The organism is Nocardioides mesophilus (assembly GCF_014395785.1).
Classification (GTDB): Bacteria; Actinomycetota; Actinomycetes; order Propionibacteriales; family Nocardioidaceae; genus Nocardioides_B; species Nocardioides_B mesophilus.
The window spans coordinates 2,354,188-2,380,283 of the sequence record NZ_CP060713.1 but is presented as its reverse complement, the minus strand read 5'-3'; the positions used below and the strand labels follow the sequence as shown (position 1 = coordinate 2,380,283).

Here is a 26,096-nt window from a genome sequence, read left to right as displayed (position 1 = left end):
CGAGGCTGCGCAGCATGGTGCGTGCGCAGCACGGAAGGGACAGCGTATCCGCAGCCACCGCGTGGAGCGAACCGCGGGTGCATAGACCAGAGATAACCCCCAGTTGGGGCGTTTCGGGGAAGATGGCACAGTCAACCCTTCGCACCTCGGAGCTGATCTTGGGAGGGTCATGCGCTTGCGAAGTCACGCCCGTGCACGAACTGTGGACGCGGGCTCGATCATCAGGTTGTTCGTGCTGGGGCTGGCCCTGGTGCTTGCCGCGACGGTGGCCGCCTGGCCCCCGGGCGGCTCGGGACCGGGCTCCGCGGCGCGGCTGGCGCCGCGGGCGGCCACGTCGATGAGCAGCAGCACGTACGAGGAGAAGGTCCAGCGGTGGGTCAACCGCAGGCGTGCCGAGCACGGCCTGCGCCGACTGAGGCTGCAGAGCTGCACCGACGGCGCGGCCGAGTCGTGGGCTCGCAAGCTCGCCCGGAGCGGCGACTTCTACCACCAGGACCTCGGCACGCTGATGGGCGGCTGCGGGGCGACGTACGCCGGTGAGACGCTCGGCAAGGGCACGATGTCACCGCGGCGCCTGGTGAGCATGTGGATGCACTCCCCCGGGCACCGGGCGGTCCTGCTCAGCAGGTCCCCGCGTCGGATCGGGATCGGGTCCTACCTCGACGGCGCCGGCCGCTGGGTGACCGCGGCGGACTTCACGCGCTTCGGCTGACACGTCCGCAGACGCGAAGGAGCCGCCCGGACGGGGCGGCTCCTTCGGCGTCGTGGGACCTGCTCAGCCGGTCTGGAAGAAGCTCTTGCGCAGGTAGTCGTTGACGGCGTCCTCCGGAACCCGGAACGAACGCCCCACCCGGACCGCGTCGAGCTCGCCCGAGTGGACCAGGCGGTAGACCGTCATTTTCGACACCCTCATGACGGCAGCCACCTCGGCCACGGTCAGGAACTTCACCTCGGAGATGTCTCCGGAGCTGTGAGACGCCATCATGCACCGCTTTCTCGCAGCACATTCCGCCTCCGGCTTCCCCGCCGGAGGGAAAAGCGTATGTGCTTGTCGTGAGAGTAGAGCCTAGAGTGACAAGTGGGGAAGGGGTGACTTTGCCCTTCGATTTTACCCTGCCACCGGCGTGTCGGCTGGACTCGCTCAGGGCATCGGGTCGAGACCGTTGAGCGGGAAGACCGCCTCGCGGGTCGCGTGGATCGCCCGGTCTAGCCACACCGAGGGGTCGTAGCCCTCACTCCAGTCACGGTACGCCGGGAGCCGGCCGTCGGTCATCCGCATCGGCGCCGTCCGCCCGAGCAGGCTGCGGATGTGCTCGCGCCACCCCTCCGGCGTCGGGGTGAGCGGGTCCACCGGCATCCCGCCGACGATGCCGAGCAGGTGCGCCCAGGCCCGCGGCACCACGTCCACCACCGCGTAGCCGCCACCGCCGGTGGCCAGCCACCGGCCGCCGCACAGCTCGTGGGCCAGGTCGTGCAGGGCGAGGTACGACGCGCGCTGGCCGTCCACGGTGAGCATGAGATGGGCCAGCGGGTCCTCGATGTGGGAGTCGCATCCCTGCTGGGTGACGAGGATGTCCGGGGCGAACTCGCGCAGCAACGGCGGCACCACGGCGTGGAAGGCCCGCAGCCAGCCGGCGTCGGAGGTGCCCGGCGGCAGCGCGACGTTGACCGCGCTGCCCTCCGCGCCCGGGCCGCCGACGTCCTTGGGGAAGCCGGTCCCCGGGAAGAGCATCTGCCCGGTCTCGTGCAGGCTGATCGTGAGCACCCGCGGGTCGTCGTAGAAGATCCGCTCGACGCCGTCGCCGTGGTGGACGTCCACGTCGACGTACGCCACCCGCTGCGCGCCGTGGTCGAGCAGCCAGCGGATCCCGACCGCGACGTCGTTGTAGACGCAGAAGCCGCTGGCCTTGCCCGGCATCGCGTGGTGCAGCCCGCCGGAGACGTTGGCCGCGTGCAGGGCCTCGCCGGTCCAGACCCGGCGGGCCGCCTCGACGGTGGCCCCGACGATGTGGGCCGAGGCCTGGTGCATGCCCTCGAACGTCGGGTTGTCCGCGGTGCCCAGGCCGTGCTCCTCGTCGACCCGGTAGGGGTCCTTGCCGATCTCCTCGACCGCGGCCAGGTACGCCGGGTCGTGCACGGTGGCGAGCAGCTCGTCGGAGGCCATCGGCGCCGGCACCGTCGCGAGCGCGGAGCCGCCGACCAGGCCGAGGTCGGTGGCCAGCCGCATCGTCAGGTCGACGCGGATCGGCGCCATCGGGTGGCCGGCTCCGAAGTCGTAGTCGGTCAGGGACGGGTCGAAGACCACGCACGCGTTTCCTGACATGCGACGGAGAGTAGCCCGGCTATGCTGGGCCCGTGCACACGACCCGCAACCACGGTTGCCCCCAGTGGTGGCCCGCCCTCTAGGCGGACCACTCAGCGCGCACACCCACGCACCTGACCCACGGCCGCCTCCGGGCGGCCGTCTTGCTCCCTGCACGTGCGACGACCTCCTGGACGGCCCCTTCCCAGGAGGAGTCCCATGCAGCACCAGCCAGAGCACCCGTCGCGGCACCAGACGCCGGGCGGGCGCCCGCCCCGGAAGCTGAGCCTGATCACCCCCAGCGGCCGGCTCACCCTCGGCAACCACCTCGGCGCGCTGCGCGGCATGGTGGCCGCGCAGGACCACGCCACCTGCTTCTTCGGGGTCTCGGACCTGCACGCGATGACCACCGCCCACGACCCGGCCGAGCTGCGTGAGCGCAGCCGTGAGGTGGCGACGCTGATGCTGGCCTGCGGCCTCGACCCGGAGCGGGCCACGCTGTTCCGGCAGAGCGAGGTGCCCGCGCACACCGGGCTCGCCTACCTGCTGGAGTGCACCGCGCTCACCGGCGAGCTCAGCCGGATGATCCAGTTCAAGGAGAAGCGCAGGCAGGCCGGCGGCGCGACCGGGGCCCGCGCCTCGCTGTTCACCTACCCGGTGCTGATGGCCGCCGACATCCTGCTCTACCGGCCCGAGGCGGTCCCGGTCGGCGACGACCAGCGCCAGCACGTGGAGCTGACCCGGGACCTCGCGCTCCGGTTCAACCGCAGCTACGGCCCGGTCTTCACGGTCCCGGAGATCGAGGTGCCGCCGGTCGCCGCCCGGCTGCGGGACCTGGCCGACCCGACCCGCAAGATGAGCAAGTCCGCGGTCTCCGACGCCGGGGTGATCCGGCTGCTCGACGATCCGGCGACCGTGCGCCGCAAGATCGGCCGTGCGGTGACCGACTCCGACACCGGCCCGGACGCGGTCCGGCACGACCCGGTCGCCAAGCCGGGCGTCAGCAACCTGCTGGAGCTGGTGGCGGCCTGCACCGGCAGCTCACCCGAGGCGGTCGCGGGCGGCGCACCGACGTACGGCGCCCTGAAGAAGCTGGCCACGGACGCGGTGGTCTCCGTGCTGGAGCCGGTGCAGCGGCGGTACGGCGAGCTGGCCCGGGACCCGGGCGCGGTGGAGGAAGTGTACGCCGCCGGGGCGCGCCGCTGCGTCGAGGAGACCGGTCCGGTGCTCTACGCCGCCCGTGCCGCGATCGGCCTCGGCTGATCCGGCGGCCGCCCGGGGCTGGGTCAGGAGCTGCCCTCGGCGAGCGCCCGGGAGCGGTCCCGGGCGGCCTCGAGCGCGGTCAGGAACGCGGCACGGACCTTGTGGTCCTCGAGCTCGCGGACGGCCGCGGCGGTGGTGCCGGCCGGCGAGGTGACCCGCTCGCGGAGCACCACCGGGTGCTCGCCGGTCTCGCGCAGCAGCTTGGCCGAGCCGACCACGGTCTGGACGACCAGCTCGGAGGCGGTGGAGCGGGGCAGGCCGAGGTGGACGCCGGCCTCGATCATGGCCTCGACGACGAAGAAGATGTAGGCGGGACCGGAGCCGCTGACCGCGGTGACGGCGTCCTGCTGCTTCTCCGGGACCCGCAGCACGCGGCCGACCGAGGCCATCAGCTCCTCGGCCTCGAGCAGGTGCGACTCGTCGCAGTGCGAGCCCCGCGAGATCGCCGCCATCCCCTCGTCGACGAGGGCTGGCGTGTTCGGCATGACCCGGACGACCGCGACCCCCTCGGGCAGCCGGGATTCGATCAGGGCGGTGGTGATCCCGGCGGCGAGCGAGACGACGAGCTGGCCGGGCCGGACCACGGGGGCGATCTCGGCCAGCAGGTCGTCCATGTCCTGCGGCTTGACCACGATCACGATGGTCTCGGCGGTGCGGGCGGCCTCGACGTTGCCGAGCACGGTGACGCCGTACCGCTCCTGCAGCTCCTCGCCGCGCTCGCGACGCTTCTCGCCGACGAGCAGGTCCTCGACGCGGCGGCCGGCGCGGATCAGCCCGGAGAGCAGGGTCTCCCCCATCACGCCGGCGCCCAGGATGGCGGTCCGGGAGTCTGCGGACATGGCTCGGCGCCTCACTTCTTGGAGATCAAGGACCTCAGGAAGAATGTCAGGTTGCTCGGGCGCTCGGCGAGGCGTCTCATCAGGTAGCCGTACCACTCCTCGCCGTAGGGCACGTAGACGCGGACCTTCTCACCGGCCTCGGCCAGGCGGCGCTGCTCGTCGGGACGGATCCCGAAGAGCATCTGGAACTCGTAGCTGCCCTGCGCGCGGTCGTTGCGGGTGGCCAGCGCGCCGCCGATGTCCACCATCCGCGGGTCGTGGGTGGCGACCATCGGGTAGCCCTGGCCGGCCATCAGCACCTTGAGGCAGCGCACGTAGGACTTGTCGACCTCGTGCTTGTCCTGGAACGCCACCGACTCCGGCTCGTTGTAGGCGCCCTTGCACAGCCGCACCCGGGAACCTTCGTAGGCGAGGTCGCGGCAGTCCGCCTCGGTGCGGTGCAGGTAGGCCTGGACGACCGCGCCGGTCTCCGGGAAGTCCTTGCGCAGCTCGCGCAGGGTGCTCAGGGTGGAGTCGGTGGTGGTGTGGTCCTCCATGTCGAGGGTGACCGTGGTGCCGGCGTTGCGGGCCGCCTGGCAGATCACCCGCGCGTTGTCGAGGGCGACCTTCTCTCCCCGGTCGGGCAGCGCCTGGCCGATGGCCGAGAGCTTGACCGACACCTCGGCGTTGCGGGAGAGCCCCTCGTCGGTGAGTGCCGTCAGCAGCCCGGTGTACGCCGCCACGGTGGCGTCGGCCTGCGCCCGGTCCACGGTGTCCTCGCCGAGGAAGTCCAGGGTGACGTGCAGGCCGTCGGCGATCAGACCGCGGGTCGCCTCGACGGCGGACTCCGTGGCCTCCCCCGGCACGTAGCGCGACACGATGCCGCTCGACACCGGCATCGCGGTGACCAGGTCCTTCACCATCTCGCTGCGCGAGAGCATCAGCAGGGGCTGCCGTAACACCGTTCTCCTCCGAAGGCTCGTGCGGGACCGCCGGGGGGTGTCTGGCTCTGCCAAGGCGGACTCGGCAAGGGTACGCCGGGCGCGGCCGCCGGCGGGCCCGGGCCGGTGCATCCGCGACCCGGTCAGACGGCCGGCGCATCCGCACCTGTCAGGCAGTACGCCGGCGCAGCGTCGTCGCGCCGAGCACCAGGCCGGCCACCGCGAAGCCGACGATGACGGCGATGTCGCCCCACACGGCCGTCTCCACCGATCCCAGCGCGGGGCCGGTCGTGCCGGCAACGCTGCTCATGGCGTCCACGGCGTAGGAGAGCGGCAGCACGTCGGAGATCGCCCCGAGCACCGGGGGCATCGCGTCGCGGGGCACGAACAGCCCACAGAGCAGGATCTGCGGGATCACCACCGCAGGCATGAACTGCACCGCCTGGAACTCGGTGCGGGCGAAGGCGGAGACGAACAGCCCCAGTGCGGTGCCGAGGACGGCGTCGGCGATCGCCACGACCACCAGCATCCACACGTCGGCGGCGACGTCGAGGCCGAGCAGCGTCACCGAGAGCAGCACGGCGAGCGTGGACTGCACCGCGGCGACCAGGCCGAAGGTGAGCGCGTAGCCGAGCAGCAGGTCGACCTTGCCCATCGGCATCGTCAGCAGCCGTTCGAGGGTGCCGGAGGAGCGCTCGCGCAGCGTGGTCACCGAGGTGACCAGGAACATCACGATGAACGGGATCAGCGCCAGCAGCGGCGGCCCCAGCGAGCTGAAGCCGGTGGCCGCGGCGGGCAGGTCGTCGAACATCCACCAGAGCAGGGCGAGGATCAGGCACGGCAGCACCAGCAGCATCGCCAGCGTGCGGTGGTCGCGCAGCAGCTGGGTGAGCACCCGGGCGGCGACCGCGAAGGTGATCCGCGGCGTCATGCCGCGCCGTCCTCGACCAGCCGCAGGAACGCGCCCTCGATCTCGTCCGCGCCGGTCGCCGCCAGCAGGCCGGCGGGGGTGTCGTCGGCGAGCAGCCGGCCGTCGCGCATCAGCAGCAGCCGGTCGCAACGCTCCGCCTCGTCCATCACGTGGCTGGAGACCAGCACCGTGGTGCCCTGGTCGGCCAGTGCGTGGAACATCGCCCACAGGTCGCGCCGCAGGACCGGGTCGAGACCGACGGTGGGCTCGTCGAGGACCAGCAGCTCGGGCCGGCCGAGCAGGGCGACCGCCAGGGAGGCGCGGGACCGCTGGCCGCCGGAGAGCCGGTCCACCACCGCGTCGCGGCGCTCGCCGAGGTCCACGGCGGTGATGCACCGGTCGACCTCGCCGCCGTCGACGCCGAGCACCCGGCCGAAGAAGCGGAGGTTCTCCGCGACGGTGAGGTCGCCGTAGACGCTCGGGTCCTGGGTCACGTAGCCGATCCGGTCGCGCAGGTCGCGGTGGCCGGCCGGTCGGCCGAGCACCGTCACCGTCCCGCCCTGCACGATCTGCACCCCCATCAGCGAGCGCATCAGCGTGGTCTTGCCGCAGCCGGAGGGGCCGAGCAGCCCGGTCACCTGCCCGGGCTCGGTGCTGAAGCTGACCCCGTCGACGGCCCGGGTGCTGCCGCGCACGACGTGCAGGTCCCGCACCTCCACGACCGCCGGCTGGCCCATGACCGCATTATGGGCGCCGGACCGGGTCCGGGTGGCTGGTTCAGCCCGGCTCGGGGGCGGTGGCGAAGTTGAGCCGCGCGAAGGCCAGCGACTCCATCAGGTCGAGCTCGCGCGCCTCCCGGGTGCCGGCGCGGCGGGTGTTGATCTCCACCACGATGTGCCCGTCGAAGGCGACGCCGGCCAGGTGCTCGAGCAGCTCGGCCACCGGCTGGTTCCCGCGGCCGGGCACGAGGTGCTCGTCCTTGGCCGAGCCGGTGCCGTCGGTGAGGTGGATGTGCCGCAGCCGCTCGCCGAGGCGGCGCGCCATCGCGACCGGGTCCGAGCGCGACGTCGAGGAGTGCGAGAGGTCGATCGTGGTGTTGGAGTAGTCGTGCGCGGAGGGGTCCCACCCGGGGACGTAGACCTCCATCTGCCGCTTGGACGCGCGCCAGGGGTACATGTTCTCGACCGCGAACGCGATGCCGGTGCGCTCCTCGAGCTCGGCGATGCCCTCCACGAACCCGCGGGCGTAGTCGCGCTGCCAGCGGAACGGCGGGTGCACGACCACCACGTCGGCGCCCACCGCGTGCGCCATCTCGGCGCTCTTCTCGAGCTTGCCCCACGGCTCGACGCCCCAGACCCGCTGGGTGATCAGCAGGCAGGGCGCGTGCACGGCCGCGACCGGGAGCTGGTGGTAGTCGGCGAGGTGCCGGACCGCGTCGACCTCCTGGCTGATCGGGTCGATGCCGACCATCACCTCGACCGCGTCGTACCCGAGCCGGGCCGCGAGCTCGAAGCCCTGGGCCGTGGTCTCGGGATAGACCGAGGCGGTCGAGAGCGCGATCACCCTGTCGAGACTACCGAGCGGTGCTCGCCCGTCCCCGGACGATGCCGATCTGGTCGAGACGCTCGAGGATGATCCCCTCGCGCAGCGCCCACGGGCAGATCTCGAGCTCCGGCAGGTCGAAGATGTCCATGACCGCGTCCGCCACCAGCGCGCCGGCCACCAGCTGGTGCGCGCGGCCGGTCGAGACGCCCGGCAGGTCGGCGAGCTGCTCGTCGTCCATCCGCAGCAGCGCCGGGATCTTGCCGGCCAGCACGTGCGCCGGCAGCACCCGGCGCACCAGCGGGCCCTCGGAGGAGGACGGGGCCCCGCAGATCCGGGCCAGCGAGCGGAAGGTCTTCGAGGTCGCGCACGGATGGTCCAGGGTGCCGCCACGCAGCAGCGCGCCGGCGTCACGGGCGATGTCGGCGCGGATCTTCAGCCGAAGCTCCCGGGCGGACTCCTCGGTGCGGCCGTCCGCCAGCCAGTCCCGGGTGAGCCGGCCCGCCCCGAGCGGCAGCGACTGCGCCCCGTCGGGGGCCTCGTCGGAGCCGACCGCGATCTCCAGCGACCCACCGCCGATGTCGAAGACCGCGAGCCGGCCCGAGGACCAGCCGAACCAGCGACGGACGGCGAGGAAGGTGAGCCGGGCCTCGTCCTCCCCGGGGAGCACCTCGATGTCCACCCCGGTCTGCTTGCGCACGTGGCCGAGCACGTCCTCGGAGTTGGTCGCGTCCCGGATCGCGGAGGTGGCGAAGCCGAGCATCTCCTCGCAGCCCTTGTCGCCGGCCACGACGAGCGCGTCGCCCACGAAGCTGGTGAGGGCCTCGATGCCGCGCTCGGTGACCGCGCCCGAGGGGTCGAGGTGCTCGGCGAGCCGCAGCGGCTCCTTGAACGAGAACGCCGGCAGCGGCGCCGCGCCTCCGTGTGCGTCGACCACCAGCAGGTGGCCGGTGTTCGACCCGATGTCCAGCACGCCCAGCCTCATGGCGAGAGGCTACCCCCGACGTAGGGTGTGCCCGTGCCCGAAGTCGACCTCGTCTTCCCTCGCGCCTGGGTCGAGTTCCGCGACCCGGCCGACGAGAACCAGATGTTCCGCTGCGACCTGACCTGGCTCACCTCCCGGTGGACCTGCATCTTCGGCGCCGGCTGCCAGGGGATCTACGCCGGCCGTCCCGACGACGGCTGCTGCACGCTGGGCGCGCACTTCTCCGACAAGGACGACGAGCTGCGGGTCCGCGCCCAGATGAAGGAGCTGACCCCGCAGACCTGGCAGCACCACGCCGCCGGCCGCGGGTCGCGCTGGGTGGAGACCGACGACGAGGGCGACCGGAAGACCGCCGTGGTCGACGGCGCCTGCATCTTCTTGAACCGGCCCGGTTTCCCCGGCGGTGAGGGCTGCGCGCTGCACGGCCTCGCGCTGCGGACCGGCCGGCACTTCGTGGAGACCAAGCCGGACGTCTGCTGGCAGCTGCCGATCCGGCGCAGCTTCCGCGACGTCGAGCTGCCCGACGGCACCGAGTACACCGAGGTCTCGATCGCGGAGTACGACCGGCGCGGCTGGGGCGCGGGCGGCCACGACCTCGACTGGTACTGCTCGGGCAACACCGAGGCGCACGTCGGGATGGAGCCGGTCTTCGTCTCCAACGCCCGCGAGCTGGTCGAGCTGATGGGGCAGGCGGGCTACGACGAGCTCGTCGAGCACTGCGAGCGGCACCTGGCCTCCCGCTCCGCGCTGGCGGTGCACCCCGCCGACCCGCAGGCCTGAGCCGTCAGCCCTGCTTGAACTTCGCGGCGAGGTTGTCCGGCATCGGCTCGTAGCGCGCGAACGTGCGGGTGAACGACGCCCCGCCGTGCGAGAACGCCCGCAGGTCGATCGCGTAGCGGCCGATCTCCGTCTGCGGCACCTCCGCCCGCACCAGCGTGCGGTCCTCGCCGACCGGCTCGCTGCCGAGCACCCGGCCACGACGTCCGGACAGGTCGCTCATCACGGTGCCGACCAGGTCGTCGGGGACCAGCACCGCCACCTCGTCGACCGGCTCCAGCAACGACGTACGCGCTGCCGCGGCGGCCTCGCGCAGGGCCAGCGCCCCGGCCGTCTGGAACGCCATGTCCGAGGAGTCCACGCTGTGCGCCTTGCCGTCGGTGAGCGTCACCCGGATGTCGACGACGGGGTAGCCGGCGACGACGCCCTTCTCCATCTGGGACCGGACCCCCTTCTCCACGGACGGGATGAACTGCCGGGGTACGGCGCCGCCGACCACCTTGTCGACGAACTCGAAGCCGGCCCCCTGGGGCAGCGGCTCGACGGTGAGGTCGCAGACGGCGTACTGCCCGTGCCCGCCGGACTGCTTCACGTGGCGGCCGTGCCCGTGGCCGGTGGCGGCGAACGTCTCGCGCAGCGGCACCCGCAGCTCGACCTGGTCCACCGCGGCGCCGTGCCGGTTCTCGAGCCGGTCCAGCACCACGTCGGCGTGCGCCTCGCCCATGCACCACAGCACGATCTGGTGGGTCTCGGGGTTGTGCTCCACGCGCAGCGTCGGGTCCTCGGCGGCGAGCCGCTGCAGGCCCTGGCCGAGCCTGTCCTCGTCACCCTTGGCGCGGGCCTGGATCGCCAGCGGCAGCAGCGGCTCGGGCATCGACCACGGCTTGAGCACCAGCGGCCGGTCCTTGTCGGAGAGGGTGTCGCCGGTCTCGGCCCGGCTGAGCCGGCCGATCGCGCACAGGTCGCCGGCCACCGCGAGGTCCACCGGCCGCTGGGTGCCGCCGAGCGGGACCGACAGGGCGCCGATCCGCTCGTCCTCGTCGTGGTCCTCGTGGCTACCCGGGGCCGGGTCGGCGCCCGGGCCGCCGCCGAAGAACGAGGAGAAGTGGCCCGACACGTGCACGGTCGCGTCCGGGCGGATCGTCCCGGAGAACACCCGGACCAGGCTGACCCGGCCGACGTACGGGTCCGAGGTCGTCTTGACCACCTCGGCGACGAGCGGACCGTCGGGGTCGCAGGAGAGCACCGGCCCCGGCCGGCCCTCCGGGGTGAACACCTCGGGGACCGGGTGCTCCGGCGGCGAGGGGAAGCCGGACACGATCAGGTCCAGCAGCTCGGTGGCGCCGACGCCGCCGGAGGAGTCGACGGGCAGCACCGGGTGGAACGAGCCGCGTGCCACCGCCCGCTCGAGGTCGGTGACCAGCAGGTCGCGGTCGATCTCCTCGCCGCCGAGGTAGCGCTCCATCAGCGTCTCGTCCTCGGACTCCTCGATGACCGCCTCGATCAGGTTCCCGCGCTGCTCGTCGTGGGCGTGGTCGTCGCCGAGCAGGCCGACCAGGCGCTCGCCCTCGCGGAGGTAGACCGGCACCACCTTGTCGCCGAACGCCGCCCGCGCCGCGGCGATCACCCCGTCGCAGTCGGCCCGGGCGTGGTCGAGCTTGGTGACCACCACCACCCGCGGCATCGACACCTCCGCGCACTCACGCCACAGCGCCCGGGTCGGTGCGTCCACGCCCTCGTTGGCGGCCAGCACGAACAGCGCGCAGTCGGCGGCACGCAGGCCGGCGCGGAGCTCCCCGACGAAGTCGACGTACCCGGGGGTGTCGATCAGGTTCACCTTCACCCCGCGGTGCACCAGCGGCGCCAGCGCGAGCCCGGTGGAGCGCTGCTGGCGGTGCTCGGCGTCGTCGAAGTCGCAGACCGTGGTCCCGTCGACGACGCTGCCGGGCCTGTTCAGCACACCGGCCGAGACCAGAAGCGTCTCGACCAGTGTCGTCTTCCCCGATCCCGCAGGGCCCACCAGGACCACGTTGCGGATCGCATCGGCCCGGTCCGCGACCGGGCCACCGTCCTTCCCACCCCTGCCTGCGGGGCCCGCCGGCGCTCGTCCTGCCACATCTCCTCCTCGTCGAGGTCCAGGACGCCACTGTTCACCCGGTGGTCCTCGGGTGACAAGGGGCGATCGGCACCCCCGTGTTCGCGCGGGCCGCCGCTGTGGTGACAATGCTCCGTATGCGCTTGGACCATCTCTCGTACGCCGCTGGACCCGACGGGCTCGCCGGCACTGCTCACCGGATCGGCGAGCTGCTCGGCGAGGAGTTCCGCGACGGGGGGATCCACCCACGCTTCGGGACCCGCAACATGGTGCTCCCGCTCAGCCAGGGGACCTACCTCGAGGTCGTGGAGGTGCTCGACCACCCCGCCTCCGACAAGGCCCCGTTCGGTCAGGCCGTCCGGGCCCGCTCCGAGGCCGGCGGCGGCTGGCTCGGCTGGGTCGTCTGCGTCGACGACATCGACAAGGTGGGCCGCCGGCTCGGCCGCGACCCGGTGCAGGGCAACCGGCACCGTCCCGACGGCGTCGAGCTGCGCTGGAAGCAGCTCGGTGTGACCGGTCTGCAGGCCGACCCCCAGCTGCCGTTCTTCGTGCAGTGGGAGGTCGGGCCCGACCTGCACCCCTCCACCGGCGCCTCCGGCGCGATCCACCTCGACACCCTGGAGATCGCCGGTGACCCCGCGCGGGTCAACGAGTGGCTCGGGGACCCCGACGTCGACCCGCTCGACGACGTGCAGGTCGAGTGGGTGCTGCCGGACCACAGCCCCGGCCTCGTCGCGGCCCAGTTCTCCACCCCCTCGGGCCTGGTCCGCATCTAGCCCGGTGCCCCGTCTCGACCCCGGCCCGCTGCCCGGCGCGGTGCCGAGCCCGAACATCTGGGGGCACCCGCAGGTCTACGAGACCGAGAACCGCGCCCTCGACCCGGACGGCCGGATCGAGCAGGCGATGCGCTCGGTGGACACCTGGGCCGGCCGCGACGTCCTCGACCTCGGCTGCGGCACCGGCTTCCACCTGCCGCGCTGGGCCGCCGATGCGCGGACGGTGACCGGCGTGGAGCCGCACCCGGACCTGGCGGCGGCGGCGCGCCGCCGTACCGCCCGGATCCCGGCGGTGACCGTGCTGAGCGGCACCGCCCAGGCCGTGCCGCTCCCGGACCGCTCCGTCGACGTGGCGCAGGCCAGGTGGGCCTACTTCTTCGGTCCCGGCTGCGAGCCCGGGCTGGCCGAGCTGGACCGGGTGGTCCGGCCCGGGGGTACGGCGTTCGTGATCGACAACGACGCCCGCCGCTCGACCTTCGGCGGGTGGTTCCGGCGCGGCTACCCGGCGCTCGACCCGGACGCCGTCGAGCGCTTCTGGTCGCGGCACGGCTGGCAGCGCATCCCGGTCGACATCGTGCTGCGCTGCCGCAGCCGCGAGGACCTGGAGGCGGTGGTGCGCATCGAGCTGCCGGGGGCCGTCGCCGACGCCGCGCTCGCCGCCCACGACGGCGCGGAGGTCGACTACGCCGTCAACCTGTGGTGGCGACGCTTCTAGCGTGCACCCGCCGCCGCGCGGTCGGGCCTAGGAGGAGGCGCGCACCGACAGGGTCGGGGTCAGGGTGAGCCCGCGGTGCTCGACCTCGCGGTGCCCGAGCAGGTCGCCGAGCAGCCGCACGATCTCGACGGCCGCCTGCTCCAGAGGTTGGCGCACCGAGGTCAGCCCGGGGGTGCAGACCTGGGCGGCCAGCGAGTCGTCGAAGCCGACCACCGCGACGTCGCGTCCTGGGCGCAGCCCGCGCTCGTCGAGGGCCCGCAGCACTCCCATCGCCAGCGTGTCGCTCGCGCAGACGAACGCCGTGGGGTGCTCGCTGTCGAGCAGCGCGTGCGCGGCCCGCCGGCCGAAGTCGAGGGTGTCGTCGCCGCGGGCGCTGAGCCGGGAGGTGGACAGGGTGTGGTCGTGCATGCGGTCGGCCCAGCCGCTGCGCCGGTCCTCGCCGATGAACGAGCCCTTCTGCCAGCCGACCCAGGCGACCCGCTGGTGGCCGCGCTCGACGAGGTGGTCCACGGCGAGCTGCACGCCGGCCCGGCCGTCGACGTCGACCCAGGGGTGCCGCGCGTGCGGCTCGGCCCAGGGCCGGCCGAAGGCCACGAACGGCACGCCGCGCTCCTCCAGGAAGGCGGCCTGCGGGTTGCCGCGGTAGGTGTCGGTGACCACGAAGGCGTCCACCGCGGCCGAGCGGAGCAGCTCGTCGTAGCCGTCGACCGCGTCGAGCGGGCGGGCGTCGCCGCTGCTGACGTCGGAGCCGGTCTCGGTGCCGGTGAACAGCAGCAGGTGGTAGCCGGCGTCGCGGGTGCTCTCGACCAGCGAGTGCAGGAACCGGTCCATCAGCGCGTTGGCGCTGTCCTCGACCGCCGGCTCGATCCGCAGGCCGATCAGGTGGGAGGTGCGGGTACGCAGGTTGCGGGCGGCCCGGTTCGGGGAGTAGCCCAGCCGGCCGATCGCCTCCTGGACGCGCTCGAGAGTCTCCGGACGGAGCAGCTCGGGGCTGTTGAGCGCGTTGGACACGGTCTGGCGCGAGACCCCGGCCTCGGCCGCCACGGTGGCGAGCGTCGGCGCGCTCTCGAGTCGCGACATCGGCAAACCCCCAGGTCATCACTTGGTTGAACGATCCAATCGTAACCTGTCGCCGGGACCGGGCCGCGTGCGCCGCGCCTGCGCGCCACTGTCGGTGGCCTGGCCTACGGTCACCCCATGACCAGCCGAGCCAAGCCGCGTCCCCGCCCTGCCTACCGCTGCACGGAGTGCGGCTGGGAGGCGGCGAAGTGGATGGGCCGCTGCGGCGAGTGCCAGGCCTGGGGCAGCGTCGTGGAGGTCGGCGCCCCCACCGGCCGTACGGCGGCGGGGCCGGTCACCTCCCCGGCGGTGCCGATCGGCGACGTGCCGGTGGAGGACTCGAGGGCCCGGACCAGCGGCATCCCCGAGCTCGACCGGGTCCTCGGCGGCGGCATGGTCCCCGGCGCCGCCGTGCTGCTCGCCGGCGAGCCGGGCGTCGGCAAGTCGACGCTGCTGCTCGAGGTGGCGGCGCAGACGGCCCGCAGCGGGCTGCGCACCCTCTACGTCAGCGGCGAGGAGTCGGCCTCCCAGGTCCGGTTGCGGGCCGACCGGACCGGCGGCGTGCACCCCGAGCTCTACCTGGCCGCCGAGACCGACCTCGCGGCGGTCCTCGGCCACATCGAGCAGGTGCGCCCGCAGCTGCTCGTGATCGACTCGGTGCAGACGATCGGCGCGGCCGACGTCGACGGCGCCCCCGGCGGCGTCACGCAGGTCAAGGAGGTCGCGGCCGCCCTGGTCCGGGTCGCCAAGACGCAGAACATCGCGACCGTGATGGTCGGCCACGTGACGAAGGACGGCACGATCGCCGGCCCCCGGGTGCTCGAGCACCTCGTCGACGTGGTGCTGCAGTTCGAGGGCGAGCGCAGCTCCCGGCTGCGGATGCTCCGCGCGGTGAAGAACCGGTTCGGGCCGGTCGACGAGGTCGGCTGCTTCGACCTGTCCAGCGAGGGGATCGTCGCGGTCACCGACGCCACCGGACTGTTCGTCGCGCGCCACCACCAGCCGGTCGCCGGCACCTGCATCTCGGTGGTGCTGGAGGGGCGCCGACCGATCCTGGTCGAGGTGCAGGCGCTGGTCAGCCCCTCCTCGGCGGAGCGCCCCCGGCGCACCACCTCCGGGCTCGACGGCTCCCGGGCCGCGATGCTGGTCGCGGTGCTGCACCAGCGGTGCCGGATCTCGCTGGCCAGCCACGACGTGTTCGCCTCGACGGTCGGCGGGGTCCGGATCCAGGACACCTCCGCCGACCTCGCCACGGCGGTGGCGGTGGCCTCGGCGTGGAAGAACCGCGAGGTGCCCACCGACGTCGCCGCGATCGGCGAGATCGGCCTGGCCGGCGAGCTGCGCCGGGTGCGGGACATGCCGCAGCGGATCGCCGAGGCGGCCCGGCTCGGCTTCCGCGGGGTGATCGTGCCGATGGAGGCCGGCGGGGCGCCCACCTCCGTCCGCGACGTCGACGGGATGAAGGTGGTCGAGGTGCCCGACCTCGAGGCCGCGCTGCGGGTCTTCGATCTGGCCCGCACCGACACGACCCCGCTGTTCCGGACCCGCGAGCCGCACCTGGTCCGGCCCGCCCTCGGGCTGGTCTGAGACGCGGCCGGCGAGGCCGCGGCCGTCTGCGGCGCCCCGACCCGATCCGGTCCCCTAGACTGGCGCGTGGCAGGACGCTCGGCTTCTCTGGCCGGCACGGGACATGGGGAGCACGGTGGCACAGATCGAGCGCTCGGACGAGATTCAGCGTCTGCGCACCACGCTGGCCGGCATCGCGCCCGGCACCGACCTCCGCGACGGCCTCGAGCGGATCCTCCGGGGCCGCACCGGCGCGCTGCTGGTGCTGGGCTCGGACAAGGTCGTGGAGTCGATCTCGACCGGCGGCTTCACCCTCGACGTCCCGTTCACCGCCACCGGTCTGCGTGAGCTGGCGAAGATGGACGGCGCGATCATCCTCGACCGCGACGCCAGCCGGATCCTGCGCGCCGCGGTCCACCTGATGCCGGACCCGTCGATTCTCTCCACCGAGACCGGCACCCGGCACCGGACCGCCGACCGCGTCGCCCGGCAGACCGGCTTCCCGGTCATCTCGGTCTCGCAGTCGATGCAGATCATCGCCGTCTACGTCGGCGAGATCCGCTACGTCCTCGAGGACTCCGGGCAGATCCTGTCCCGCGCGAACCAGGCGCTGGCGACCCTGGAGCGCTACAAGCTGCGGCTCGACGAGGTCTCCAGCACGCTGTCCGCGCTCGAGATCGAGGACCTGGTCACCGTCCGTGACGTGGCCGTGGTCGCCCAGCGCCTGGAGATGGTCACCCGCATCGCCCGCGAGATCGTGGACTACGTGCTCGAGCTCGGCACCGACGGCCGGCTGCTCTCGCTGCAGCTCGACGAGCTCATCACGGGTGTGGACCTGGAGCGCGAGCTGGTGATCCGGGACTACCTGCCGCACAGCCGGCGACGCCGCACCGCGCAGGACGTGCTGACCGCGCTCGAGGGCCTCGGGCCCACCGAGCTGGTCGACGTCGCCGCGGTCGCCCGGGCCCTCGGGCTCGGCGCCAGCGAGCACCTCGACGGTGCCGTCACGCCGCGCGGCTACCGGCTGCTGGCCAAGGTCCCCCGACTCCCCGGCACCGTCGTGGACCGGCTGGTGGACCACTTCGGCAGCCTGCAGAAGCTGCTCTCGGCGAGCATCGACGACCTGCAGATCGTCGACGGGGTCGGCGAGCTGCGGGCCCGCAGCGTCCGCGAGGGCCTCTCCCGGCTGGCCGAGTCCAGCATCCTCGAGCGCTACGTCTGACCGGGGACGGCGACGCTCCAGTCCGTGGAGGCCGGCGCCGTTTCAGTCGACGGAGGCGGACGCCTCGGGCGCCGGTTCGGTGCTCGCCAAGGTCGTGTCCTCCGGCTGCGGCTTCTCCGGCTTCGGGCTGGCGGTCACCGTCCGCGCCACCGGCAGCTCGAGCTTGAACTGCAGGTCGGTCGGGTCGCCGCCGAAGGCCGCGGCCTCGACGTGGTACCACCCCGGCTGGGCCCAGGCGGGCTGCCGCGAGCAGGTGTCGTCGGAGCGCTGGCCGCGCCAGACCACGGTGACCTTGGCCGGCACCTCCTGGCGCACCACGACCGGCTTGGAGGGCACCGCCTCCGGGCAGTCCTGGCTCGACCAGATCCGGTCGTCGCCCGAGGTCACCTTCACCACCATCGAGGTGGCGGACGCGGTCCAGGTGCAGGCGGGGGTCGACCGGGTGGTCAGCGCGACCCGGAACCGGACCGGGCGGCCGGCGTACGGCGTGCCCACGACGTCCGGGGTGGCCACGATGTCGCTGCGCTCGCACGGACCCGAGGGCTCCGCCAGCGGGGTCGGCTTCGGCGAACCGGCCTTGGCCTTCGCGCCCTTCTTCCGGTGACCCGGCGCGGCGGTCGGGGTCGCCTGCGGGGTCCCGCTGCTCTGGCTGGGCAGCCCGACGATCACCTGGGCGCGCTCCGGCTCCTGCCCGCGGCCGGCGCCCAGCAGCTGCGCCAGCCCGAACACCATTGCCAGGGCGACCCCGAGCACCAGCAGGCGGCGCACCCAGTACACGCGCGTCGGCAGGGGTCCTCGGGGTGCCATCGCGCTCATGCGGGAAACGCTAACCGGACCGACCGGCCTGCTCGTGGTGCCACTCCGCGCCGGCGGCCGGCAGCGACCCGGATAGCCTGGGCCGCACCATGAGCGACCTGCACGAGCGCGTCCTGGACTGGTACGCCGAGAACGCCCGCGAGCTGCCCTGGAGGGCGCCCGACGCCACGCCGTGGGGCGTGATGGTCAGCGAGTTCATGCTCCAGCAGACGCCGGTGGCGCGGGTGCTGCCGGTCTACGAGCGGTGGCTGGAGGCCTGGCCGCGGCCGGCCGACCTCGCCGCGGTGAGCACCGGCGAGGCGGTGCGCGCCTGGGGCCGGCTCGGTTACCCCCGCCGGGCACTGCGGCTGCACGGCGCGGCCACCGGGATCGTCGAGCGGCACGGCGGCGAGGTGCCCTCCTCCTACGACGACCTGCTCGCGCTGCCCGGGATCGGCGACTACACCGCCGCCGCGATCGCGTCGTTCGCGTTCGGCCGGCGCCACGTCGTGCTGGACACCAACGTGCGCCGGGTGCTGGGCCGCGCGGTGGCGGGCGTCGAGTTCCCGGCCACCGCGGTGACCCGCGCCGAGCGCGACCTCGCCACCGGCCTGCTCCCGGACGCCGACGCCGTCGCCGCCACCTGGGCCGTCGCCACGATGGAGCTCGGCGCGGTGGTCTGCACGGCGGCCGCGCCGCGCTGCGGCGCCTGCCCGGTCGCGGACCTGTGCGCCTGGCGCGCGGCGGGCTACCCGGCGTACGACGGTCCGCCGCGGCGGGGACAGACCTACGCCGGCACCGACCGGCAGTGTCGGGGCCGGCTGCTGGCGGTGCTGCGCGACAGCGACGGGCCGGTCCACCGCAGCACGCTGGAGCAGGCCTGGTCCCCCGCGGGGCAGCGCGACCGGTGCCTGGACTGGCTGGTCGACGACGGTCTGGTCGCCCGGCTCTCCGCGGACACGTTCGCCCTGCCCTGACCCGGCTGGCGCGTGGGCCGGGCCGCAGGGGCCTGCCGCGGGCTCACCCGACCGTGGCGCCGAGCAGCCGCGGCGTCAGAAGCGGTTCTGCAGCCGCCGCACGAACTGGCGGGTGCGCTCCTCACGGGGTGCGGTGAGCACCGCCTCGGGGGCGCCGTGCTCGACGACCACGCCCTGGTCCATGAAGACGACCTGGTCGGCCACCTCCTGCGCGAAAGCCAGCTCGTGGGTGACCACCACCATCGTCCAGCCCTCCTCGGCCAGCTCGCGGATGACGCCCAGCACGTCGCCGACCAGCTCCGGGTCCAGGGCGGACGTCGGCTCGTCGAAGAGCAGCACCCGCGGCCGCATCGCCAGGGCCCGGACGATGCCGACCCGCTGCTGCTGGCCGCCGGAGAGCTGGTGCGGGAAGCTGTCGCGCTTGTCGCTGAGCCCCACCCGCTCGAGCAGCCGCTCCGCCTCGGCGACAGCCTCGTCCCGCGGCCGGTTGCGGACCCGGACCGGGCCCTCGACGACGTTCGCCAGCACGCTCATGTGCGGGAACAGGTTGTAGTGCTGGAAGACCATCGCGCTGCAGTCCCGCAGCCGGGCCAGGTCGCGCTTGGCGACCGGCGCCGCGAAGTCGACGGAGAGGTCCGGGGCCACCTCGACCCGACCGGCGTCGGGGATCTCCAGCCCGTTCAGCGAGCGGAGCGCGGTGGTCTTGCCCGACCCCGAGGGACCGATCAGGGTGAGCACCTGGCCCTGGACCACCTCGAGGTCGATCGAGCGCAGCACCTCGTGCTCGCCGAACGCCTTGCGCAGTCCGCTCACCCGCAGCAGCGGGGCGTCATTGGGCGACATAGCGGTCGAACCTCCGTTCCAGGGCGGTCTGGCCGCCGGAGAGGAACAGGCAGACCACCCAGTAGACCACCGCGGCCTCAAGGTAGAGCGCCATGAACTCCTGGCTGAACGCCGCGATCTCCTGGGCCTGCCGGAACAGCTCGGTGACCAGGATCAGCGAGGCCAGCGAGGTGTCCTTCACCAGGCTGATGAAGGTGTTCGACAGCGGCGGGACCGAGACCCGGACCGCCTGCGGCAGGATGATCCGCCGCAGCGCGAGCCCGCGCGACATCCCGATCATGTGCGCCGCCTCCCACTGGCCCTTGGGGACCGAGAGGATGGCGGCGCGGATCACCTCGGCGCCGTACCCTCCGACGTTGAGCGAGAAGGCGATGATCGCGCTGGGCCACGGGTTGATGGTCAGCCCGATCGAGGGCAGCCCGTAGAAGATCACGAACAGCTGCACCAGCAGCGGCGTCCCCCGCACCACCGAGATGTAGACGCGGGCCAGCGCGGCCACCGTCCGGAACCGGCTCAGCCGCATCAGCGCGACCGCCAGCGCGATCACCAGGCCGAGGACGAACGAGGCCAGCGCCAGCGGGATGGTCCCCGTCAGCGCGCCCCGGACGATCGGCCAGAGCGAGGTGGTGACGAGCTCCCAGTCCACAGCGGTGCTCAGCGCGAGACGTCCTCGCCGAAGTACTTCGACGAGATCTTCGCGAGGGTGCCGTCGGCCTGCAGGTCCGCGAGCGCCTGGTCGACGGCCTTCACCAGAGAGTCGCTGTCCTTGCGGAACGCCAGCGCGTTGTGGGCCTCGTCCTCGGTCTCGGCCGCGATCGCCAGGCCGGTGTCCCCCTCGGTGTTCTCATAGTCGAGGAAGGTCAGCTTGTCGTTGACGGTGGCGTCGACCCGTCCCTGCTTGAGCAGCGTCACGGCCTGCGCCCAGCCCTCCACGTTCTGGATCTTGGCGCCGTTCTGCTCAGCGAGCTCGTACCAGTTGCTGGTGAGCGACTGCGCGGTGGTGCGGCCGTCCAGGTCGGCCAGCGAGCTGATGCTGTCCTCGCCGTCCCTGACCACGACCACCCCCGGGCTGACGGTGTAGGGGGTCGAGAAGTCGTAGTCGGCCTTGCGCTCGTCGGTGATCGAGACCTGGTTGGCGATCGCGTCGAAGCGGCCAGCGTCGAGACCGGCGAAGATGGCGTCCCACTGGGTCTCCTCGAACTTCACGTCGACTCCGAGCTCGTCGGCGACGGCCCGCATCACCTCGACGTCGTAGCCGGTGAGGTCCCCGCTGCCGTTCTCGTGGAAGGTGAACGGGCGGTAGGTCCCCTCGGTGCCGACGGTGATCACGCCGGCCTCCTGGATCTCCGCGAGCGTGCTGCCCTTCTCCTGCTCACCGGTCGCGGCGCTGCCTGCGCTGCCAGAGGTGACGCTGCCGCACGCGGAGGCGGTGAGCACCAGGGCCGCGAGCGTGGCGGCCAGACCGAGGGAACGACGGGTTGCGCGGTTCTGTCCTGAAAGGTTCACATCAGGTGGAGCACCCTGGCGCCGCCTGGTGTTCCGGGTCCGGCTGCCAGATGGGTCACATGCGCCGCGGGTCCGGCCGTCCCCGCGGGCTGCGGCCCGGGGACGGCGTGGACTCGACGGGCGTCGGCAGAGGCCGGTGTGGGTACGGCCGGGGCGTGAGCGAACCCGACGAGGACCGCGTCAGCCGTCGATCCGACCTGCTTCCCGAGGAGAGCTCGGCCGGGAGCGACGACCCCACCGAGCAGGCCCGGGCCATCCTCGAGGAGTCCGACGAGCGGACCGAGCACCCCGAGGAGACCAGGCACGAGTCGCACCAGACACCTGGCTGACCGGGCCCGTCGCCGGGTCCGCCCCGCCGGGAGGCACCAGGACCCGGACCTCCTCCCCCAGCCGTGCGCCGTCGTGCAGCTCGAGCCGGTCTCCGGACCAGAAGGTGCCCGGGTCGTAGTAGTTGGTCGGCAGCTCGGCCCCGAGCAGCCCCATCGCCTGGTAGGTGCCGGCCACCACCTCGGCGCAGTAGGTCGACTCCACCGGGGCCGGCCGCCGCAGCCGTCCGCGCACCCAGCGTCCGGCCAGCGCGGCGGTCGCCGGGAACGGCGTGCCGTCCATCCGGGAGATCGTGCGCAGCAGCGCGTCCTCCATCTCCGTGGTGACCGGGGTCAGCAGCTGGCGCAGCCAGGTGCGCTGCTCGTAGCGGTGCGACCACTGCTCGACGGCGGCGCGGAGGTCGTGCAGCTGGACGCCGCGGTGGTGGCTGCCGCTCCACACGTCGAGCAGCCCCTTGCCGAGCTCGGCGTGCCACATCAGCGGCGGCAGGTCGTCGAGCACCACCGCCATCCCGACGTGGTTCACCGGCGCGTTGGTGACCGCCCGGATCGCCTGGTCCGCCGCGGACCTGCCGCGGAAGAGCCACAGGTCGCCGGTGCGGGTCAGCTCGACGGCTGCGTCTAGGCTCAGCACCGCGTCCTCCACGGAAGGTCTCCTCGTCATGAAGCTCTGGAAGGTGCTCGGCCTCGCCGGGCTCGCCGGTGTCGCGGCCACCGGGGTCATCATCGCCCGTGAGCAGCGGCAAAGGGCGCAGCTGACGCCGGACGAGGTCCGGGCGCGTCTGCACCAGCGTCTCGACGACGCGAACCAGCGCTGACGCCTGTTAGCCGGACGCGCGGCGGCGGGGCCCGCTGTCAGGCTGCGGCGATGGCCGCCACCGCGTCGGCGAGGTCCCGGACCGCCTGCTGCTGCGCCGGGTCGCCCTCGTCGAGCGGCAGGTCGAGCAGGAAGCCGGTGAAGGCCGCGTCGAGCAGGGCGGTCGCGCGCCGGGCCCGGGCGGACGGCGCCCCGGAGGAGACCAGGTGCTCGGCCAGGGCGGCGACCCACACCTCGTTGGCCTCGCGGACCACGCTCGCGTAGGGCTCCTGGCCGAACAGCCCCAGCGCGGCGGCCTCGACGTACGCCCGCTGGCAGCCGAGCAGCTGGGTGGTGCACATCGCCTCCCAGAGCCGGCGCACCGCCGAGCGCACGTCGGACGAGGCCGGCAGGGCCCGGATCTGCGCGACGGAGCGGTCGTTGGACGCCCGGAGCACCGCGGCGACCAGGTCGTCCTTGCTGGTGAAGTGGTAGAGCAGCATCCGGTCGCTGGTGCCGAGCGCGGCCGCGAGCGGCCGCAGGCTCAGCCCGATCAGACCCTGCGCGAGCACGTAGTCGGTGGCGGCCTCGACGATCTCGTCGCGGCGGGCGCTCTCGCGGGGCATGGCCCTCCTCAGGTCGCGGACTCCACCAGTGTAGCGGGTGCTACAGTCCTCTGTAGCACTCACTACATCGGTGTTGCGTCGACCCGCGTCGACCCACCACGACTCAGGGACGGACTCATGTTGGGCGCCTGGCTGCTGCTGCTCGCCGCCATCGGGGTGGAGGTGGCCGCCACCTCCGCACTTCCGCGAAGCCACGGGTTCCGCGACCCCGGATGGACAGCGCTGGTGCTGGCCGGCTACGCCCTGTCGATCTGGTTGCTCGCCCTGGTGATCCGGCACATCCCGGTATCGGTCACCTACGCCGTCTGGTCCGGGCTCGGCACCGCCGGGATCGCGGTCATCGGGGTGCTGCTGCTCGACGAGCGGATGGACCTGCTCAAGGCCGCCGCGCTGACGATGATCATCGGCGGGGTCGTCATCCTGAACCTGCACGCCGCGCGCTGACGGCGGCCGGGCAGACATACGACGAGGGCGCCCCCCGCAGGGGACGCCCTCGCCGCTGGCGCTCGGCCTCTCGGGCCGTTGCTGCTACTCGGTCTCGCCGGTCGCCGCCGGCTCCTCGATCGGGGGCAGGTCGGGAAGCTCGCTCTTCTGGTTGCCCTGGAAGGTGAACTTCGCCTCGACGCCCTCGCCCTCGACGCCGACCAGCACGATCTGGCCGGGGCCGACCTCGCCGTAGAGCATCTTCTCGGCCAGGGTGTCCTCGATCTCGCGCTGCACGGTCCGGCGCAGCGGGCGGGCGCCCAGCACCGGGTCGAACCCGCGGGTCGCGAGCAGGTCCTTGGCGGGCTGGGTCAGCTCGATGGACATGTCGCGGTCCTTCAGACGCTTCTCCACGCCGGCGATCATGTTGTCGACCATGGAGATGATCTGCTGCTTGGTCAGCGGCGGGAAGACCACGATCTCGTCGACGCGGTTGAGGAACTCCGGACGGAAGTGCTGCTTGAGCTCCTCGGAGACCTTCTGCTTCATCCGGTCGTAAGAACCCTGGACGTCGCTGCCCTGCTGGAAACCGAGGTTGACGCCCTTGGAGATGTCGCGGGTACCGAGGTTCGTGGTCATGATGATGACGGTGTTCTTGAAGTCCACGACCCGGCCCTGGGAATCGGTCAGGCGACCTTCCTCCAGGATCTGCAGCAACGAGTTGAAGATATCCGGGTGGGCCTTCTCGACCTCGTCGAACAGCACGACCGAGAACGGCTTGCGGCGCACCTTCTCGGTGAGCTGGCCGCCCTCTTCGTAGCCGACGTAGCCGGGAGGCGAGCCGAACAGCCGCGAGACGGTGTGCTTCTCGCTGAACTCGCTCATGTCGAGCTGGATCAGCGCGTCCTCGTCGCCGAACAGGAACTCCGCCAGCGTCTTGGACAGCCACGTCTTGCCGACGCCGGACGGGCCGGCGAAGATGAACGAACCACCGGGACGCTTCGGGTCCTTCAGACCCGCACGGGTACGGCGGATCGCCCGGCTGAGCGCCTTGACGGCCTCCTCCTGGCCGATGACCCGCTTGTGGAGCTCGTCCTCCATCTTGAGCAGCCGCGTGGACTCCTCCTCGGACAGCTTCACGATCGGGATGCCGGTGGCGACGGCGAGGACCTCGGCGATGAGCTCCTCGTCGACCTCGGCGACGACGTCCATGTCGCCGGCCTTCCACTGCTTCTCCCGCTCGCCCTTGGCGAGGATCAGCTTCTTCTCCTCGTCACGCAGCGACGCGGCCAGCTCGAAGTCCTGGCTGTCGATGGCGCCTTCCTTGCGCCGGCGCACGTCCGCGATCTTGTCGTCGAACTCGCGCAGGTCCGGCGGAGCGGTCATCCGGCGGATCCGCAACCGGGAGCCGGCCTCGTCGATCAGGTCGATGGCCTTGTCCGGCAGGAACCGGTCGGAGACGTAGCGGTCGGCCAGCGTCGCGGCCGAGACCAGCGCCTCGTCGGTGATCGTCACCCGGTGGTGCGCCTCGTAGCGGTCGCGCAGACCCTTGAGGATCTCGATCGTGTGCGCGATCGACGGCTCCTGGACCTGGATCGGCTGGAACCGGCGCTCGAGCGCGGCGTCCTTCTCGAGGTGCTTGCGGTACTCGTCGAGCGTGGTGGCACCGATGGTCTGCAGCTCGCCGCGGGCCAGCATCGGCTTGAGGATGCTCGCCGCGTCGATGGCGCCCTCGGCGGCACCCGCACCGACGAGCGTGTGCAGCTCGTCGATGAACAAGATGATGTCGCCGCGGGTCTTGATCTCCTTGAGCACCTTCTTCAGGCGCTCCTCGAAGTCACCGCGGTAGCGGGAGCCGGCGACCAGGGAACCGAGGTCGAGGCTGTAGATCTGCTTGTCCTTGAGCGTCTCGGGCACGTCGCCGCGGACGATCGCCTGGGCAAGGCCCTCCACGCAGGCGGTCTTGCCCACTCCGGGCTCTCCGATGAGCACCGGGTTGTTCTTGGTGCGTCGGGAGAGCACCTGCATCACGCGCTCGATCTCCTTCTCGCGCCCGATGACCGGGTCGAGCTTGCCCTCGCGAGCGGCCTGCGTGTAGTTGCGGCCGAACTGGTCGAGGACCAGGGAGGACGACGGAGCGCCCTCCTGGGGAGCGCCGGCGGTGGCGGTCTCCTTGCCCTGGAAGCCCGAGAGCAGCTGGATGACCTGCTGGCGGACCCGGTTCAGGTCGGCGCCGAGCTTGACGAGCACCTGGGCCGCCACGCCCTCGCCCTCACGGATGAGGCCGAGCAGGATGTGCTCGGTGCCGATGTAGTTGTGGCCGAGCTGCAGCGCCTCGCGCAGCGACAGCTCGAGGACCTTCTTGGCGCGCGGCGTGAACGGGATGTGCCCGCTCGGAGCCTGCTGGCCCTGGCCGATGATCTCCTCGACCTGGGCGCGCACGGCCTCCAGGGAGATGCCCAGGCTCTCCAGAGCCTTGGCGGCCACGCCTTCACCCTCGTGGATCAGGCCGAGGAGGATGTGCTCGGTGCCGATGTAGTTGTGGCTGAGCATGCGGGCTTCTTCTTGTGCCAGGACGACCACCCGGCGCGCCCGGTCTGTGAACCGCTCGAACATGTCTGCATCGCTCCTTGCCCTGCCCCGCCTGGGGCGAAGCTGTTGTCCGGGGAGAACCGCCCCGCGTCACGAGGGTGCCCTCCGTGCCGGCCGTCATGCGCCGGTCACAAGAGACTCAACCCGCTCGTCAGCCTACGTGTTCCGGCGGGACCCCGGTAACGCCTTCGCCCTCAGCGAACAAGCGGTCCGCTCCACCGGCCGCGACCTTGCGCCGCGG

General features: G+C 72.6%; 27 protein-coding genes. 10 read left to right on the top strand and 17 right to left on the bottom strand.

From position 1 onward, the window contains the following. Window positions 1-169: 169 nt before the first annotated feature. On the top strand, window positions 170-712 hold the full coding sequence (locus tag H9L09_RS11410; RefSeq protein ID WP_187577087.1) for a CAP domain-containing protein: 543 nt from the start codon (window positions 170-172) through the stop codon (window positions 710-712). Window positions 713-775: 63 nt separating this feature from the next. On the opposite strand, the gene H9L09_RS11405 is transcribed toward H9L09_RS11410, so the two are convergent. Further along, complete coding sequence (locus H9L09_RS11405; RefSeq protein WP_187580833.1) at window positions 776-982, bottom strand: helix-turn-helix domain-containing protein; 207 nt, start codon at window positions 980-982, stop codon at window positions 776-778. 159 nt (window positions 983-1,141) lie between these two features. Continuing rightward, window positions 1,142-2,323, bottom strand: a complete 1,182-nt coding sequence (locus tag H9L09_RS11400; protein WP_187577086.1) for an acetoin utilization protein AcuC — start codon at window positions 2,321-2,323, stop codon at window positions 1,142-1,144. Window positions 2,324-2,521: 198 nt separating this feature from the next. On the opposite strand from H9L09_RS11400, the gene trpS reads away from it, so the two are divergent. Then, the gene (trpS, locus tag H9L09_RS11395) at window positions 2,522-3,565 is read left to right on the top strand and encodes a tryptophan--tRNA ligase (protein ID WP_187577085.1); all 1,044 of its coding nucleotides are present in this window, start codon (window positions 2,522-2,524) and stop codon (window positions 3,563-3,565) included. 23 nt (window positions 3,566-3,588) lie between these two features. Here the strand turns inward: trpS and proC are convergent, their stop codons facing one another. The 6 genes from proC to H9L09_RS11365 all read right to left on the bottom strand — a co-directional run bounded on the left by proC (window position 3,589) and on the right by H9L09_RS11365 (window position 8,761). Further along, window positions 3,589-4,404 carry a pyrroline-5-carboxylate reductase gene (proC, locus tag H9L09_RS11390; protein ID WP_187577084.1) on the bottom strand — a complete coding sequence of 272 codons (816 nt, stop codon included), beginning with the start codon at window positions 4,402-4,404 and terminating at the stop codon, window positions 3,589-3,591. A gap of 11 nt (window positions 4,405-4,415) precedes the next feature. Beyond that, window positions 4,416-5,345, bottom strand: a complete 930-nt coding sequence (locus H9L09_RS11385; protein WP_187577083.1) for a proline dehydrogenase family protein — start codon at window positions 5,343-5,345, stop codon at window positions 4,416-4,418. A 148-nt stretch (window positions 5,346-5,493) separates the two neighbouring features. Further along, window positions 5,494-6,255, bottom strand: a complete 762-nt coding sequence (locus tag H9L09_RS11380; RefSeq protein WP_187577082.1) for an ABC transporter permease — start codon at window positions 6,253-6,255, stop codon at window positions 5,494-5,496. Next, a complete protein-coding gene (locus H9L09_RS11375) occupies window positions 6,252-6,971 on the bottom strand; it encodes an ABC transporter ATP-binding protein (RefSeq protein ID WP_187577081.1) in 720 nt (239 codons plus the stop codon). Before H9L09_RS11375 ends, H9L09_RS11380 begins: the two co-directional genes overlap by 4 nt. 40 nt (window positions 6,972-7,011) lie before the next feature. Beyond that, window positions 7,012-7,797 (bottom strand): sugar phosphate isomerase/epimerase family protein, encoded by a 786-nt coding sequence (locus H9L09_RS11370; RefSeq protein ID WP_187577080.1) that lies wholly within the window; start codon window positions 7,795-7,797, stop codon window positions 7,012-7,014. 10 nt (window positions 7,798-7,807) lie between these two features. Further along, complete coding sequence (locus tag H9L09_RS11365; protein ID WP_187577079.1) at window positions 7,808-8,761, bottom strand: Ppx/GppA family phosphatase; 954 nt, start codon at window positions 8,759-8,761, stop codon at window positions 7,808-7,810. A gap of 33 nt (window positions 8,762-8,794) precedes the next feature. On the opposite strand from H9L09_RS11365, the gene H9L09_RS11360 reads away from it, so the two are divergent. Continuing rightward, window positions 8,795-9,541, top strand: coding sequence for a DUF3109 family protein (locus H9L09_RS11360; RefSeq protein WP_187577078.1), 747 nt, complete (start codon window positions 8,795-8,797; stop codon window positions 9,539-9,541). Between the two features lie 4 nt (window positions 9,542-9,545). Here H9L09_RS11360 and H9L09_RS11355 read toward each other — a convergent pair whose 3' ends face one another. Beyond that, window positions 9,546-11,654 (bottom strand): elongation factor G, encoded by a 2,109-nt coding sequence (locus H9L09_RS11355; RefSeq protein WP_187577077.1) that lies wholly within the window; start codon window positions 11,652-11,654, stop codon window positions 9,546-9,548. 116 nt (window positions 11,655-11,770) lie between these two features. Between H9L09_RS11355 and H9L09_RS11350 the strand changes: the two genes are divergently transcribed. Continuing rightward, complete coding sequence (locus H9L09_RS11350; RefSeq protein WP_187577076.1) at window positions 11,771-12,409, top strand: VOC family protein; 639 nt, start codon at window positions 11,771-11,773, stop codon at window positions 12,407-12,409. 4 nt (window positions 12,410-12,413) lie between these two features. Beyond that, the gene (locus H9L09_RS11345) at window positions 12,414-13,124 is read left to right on the top strand and encodes a class I SAM-dependent methyltransferase (RefSeq protein WP_223164007.1); all 711 of its coding nucleotides are present in this window, start codon (window positions 12,414-12,416) and stop codon (window positions 13,122-13,124) included. Between the two features lie 27 nt (window positions 13,125-13,151). Here H9L09_RS11345 and H9L09_RS11340 read toward each other — a convergent pair whose 3' ends face one another. Beyond that, window positions 13,152-14,204, bottom strand: coding sequence for a LacI family DNA-binding transcriptional regulator (locus H9L09_RS11340; protein WP_187577075.1), 1,053 nt, complete (start codon window positions 14,202-14,204; stop codon window positions 13,152-13,154). A gap of 117 nt (window positions 14,205-14,321) precedes the next feature. Here H9L09_RS11340 and radA point away from each other — a divergent pair, with 117 nt between their 5' ends. After that, window positions 14,322-15,770: a DNA repair protein RadA gene (radA, locus tag H9L09_RS11335; RefSeq protein WP_187577074.1), complete on the top strand. Its 1,449-nt coding sequence runs from the start codon at window positions 14,322-14,324 to the stop codon at window positions 15,768-15,770. A 115-nt stretch (window positions 15,771-15,885) separates the two neighbouring features. Next, window positions 15,886-16,971: a DNA integrity scanning diadenylate cyclase DisA gene (gene disA / locus H9L09_RS11330; RefSeq protein ID WP_425491676.1), complete on the top strand. Its 1,086-nt coding sequence runs from the start codon at window positions 15,886-15,888 to the stop codon at window positions 16,969-16,971. Window positions 16,972-17,013: 42 nt separating this feature from the next. Here the strand turns inward: disA and H9L09_RS11325 are convergent, their stop codons facing one another. Next, window positions 17,014-17,787 (bottom strand): hypothetical protein, encoded by a 774-nt coding sequence (locus H9L09_RS11325; RefSeq protein ID WP_187577072.1) that lies wholly within the window; start codon window positions 17,785-17,787, stop codon window positions 17,014-17,016. A gap of 89 nt (window positions 17,788-17,876) precedes the next feature. On the opposite strand from H9L09_RS11325, the gene H9L09_RS11320 reads away from it, so the two are divergent. Next, window positions 17,877-18,743 carry an A/G-specific adenine glycosylase gene (locus H9L09_RS11320; RefSeq protein WP_187577071.1) on the top strand — a complete coding sequence of 289 codons (867 nt, stop codon included), beginning with the start codon at window positions 17,877-17,879 and terminating at the stop codon, window positions 18,741-18,743. A gap of 75 nt (window positions 18,744-18,818) precedes the next feature. Here H9L09_RS11320 and H9L09_RS11315 read toward each other — a convergent pair whose 3' ends face one another. The 4 genes from H9L09_RS11315 to H9L09_RS11300 all read right to left on the bottom strand — a co-directional run bounded on the left by H9L09_RS11315 (window position 18,819) and on the right by H9L09_RS11300 (window position 22,064). Next, window positions 18,819-19,586, bottom strand: a complete 768-nt coding sequence (locus H9L09_RS11315; protein WP_281390646.1) for an amino acid ABC transporter ATP-binding protein — start codon at window positions 19,584-19,586, stop codon at window positions 18,819-18,821. Beyond that, complete coding sequence (locus H9L09_RS11310; protein WP_187577070.1) at window positions 19,573-20,232, bottom strand: amino acid ABC transporter permease; 660 nt, start codon at window positions 20,230-20,232, stop codon at window positions 19,573-19,575. Before H9L09_RS11310 ends, H9L09_RS11315 begins: the two co-directional genes overlap by 14 nt. 8 nt (window positions 20,233-20,240) lie before the next feature. After that, a complete protein-coding gene (locus H9L09_RS11305) occupies window positions 20,241-21,092 on the bottom strand; it encodes an amino acid ABC transporter substrate-binding protein (RefSeq protein ID WP_223164006.1) in 852 nt (283 codons plus the stop codon). Window positions 21,093-21,272: 180 nt separating this feature from the next. Then, the gene (locus H9L09_RS11300; RefSeq protein ID WP_246455969.1) at window positions 21,273-22,064 is read right to left on the bottom strand and encodes a hypothetical protein; all 792 of its coding nucleotides are present in this window, start codon (window positions 22,062-22,064) and stop codon (window positions 21,273-21,275) included. Window positions 22,065-22,080: 16 nt separating this feature from the next. Here H9L09_RS11300 and H9L09_RS11295 point away from each other — a divergent pair, with 16 nt between their 5' ends. Next, window positions 22,081-22,236: a hypothetical protein gene (locus H9L09_RS11295; protein ID WP_187577069.1), complete on the top strand. Its 156-nt coding sequence runs from the start codon at window positions 22,081-22,083 to the stop codon at window positions 22,234-22,236. Between the two features lie 37 nt (window positions 22,237-22,273). Here the strand turns inward: H9L09_RS11295 and H9L09_RS11290 are convergent, their stop codons facing one another. Next, the gene (locus H9L09_RS11290; RefSeq protein WP_187577068.1) at window positions 22,274-22,840 is read right to left on the bottom strand and encodes a TetR/AcrR family transcriptional regulator; all 567 of its coding nucleotides are present in this window, start codon (window positions 22,838-22,840) and stop codon (window positions 22,274-22,276) included. A 117-nt stretch (window positions 22,841-22,957) separates the two neighbouring features. Here H9L09_RS11290 and H9L09_RS11285 point away from each other — a divergent pair, with 117 nt between their 5' ends. Beyond that, window positions 22,958-23,284 (top strand): DMT family transporter, encoded by a 327-nt coding sequence (locus H9L09_RS11285; protein ID WP_187577067.1) that lies wholly within the window; start codon window positions 22,958-22,960, stop codon window positions 23,282-23,284. Between the two features lie 84 nt (window positions 23,285-23,368). Here the strand turns inward: H9L09_RS11285 and H9L09_RS11280 are convergent, their stop codons facing one another. Beyond that, window positions 23,369-25,879, bottom strand: coding sequence for an ATP-dependent Clp protease ATP-binding subunit (locus H9L09_RS11280; protein WP_187577066.1), 2,511 nt, complete (start codon window positions 25,877-25,879; stop codon window positions 23,369-23,371). Between the last annotated feature and the right edge of the window lie 217 nt (window positions 25,880-26,096).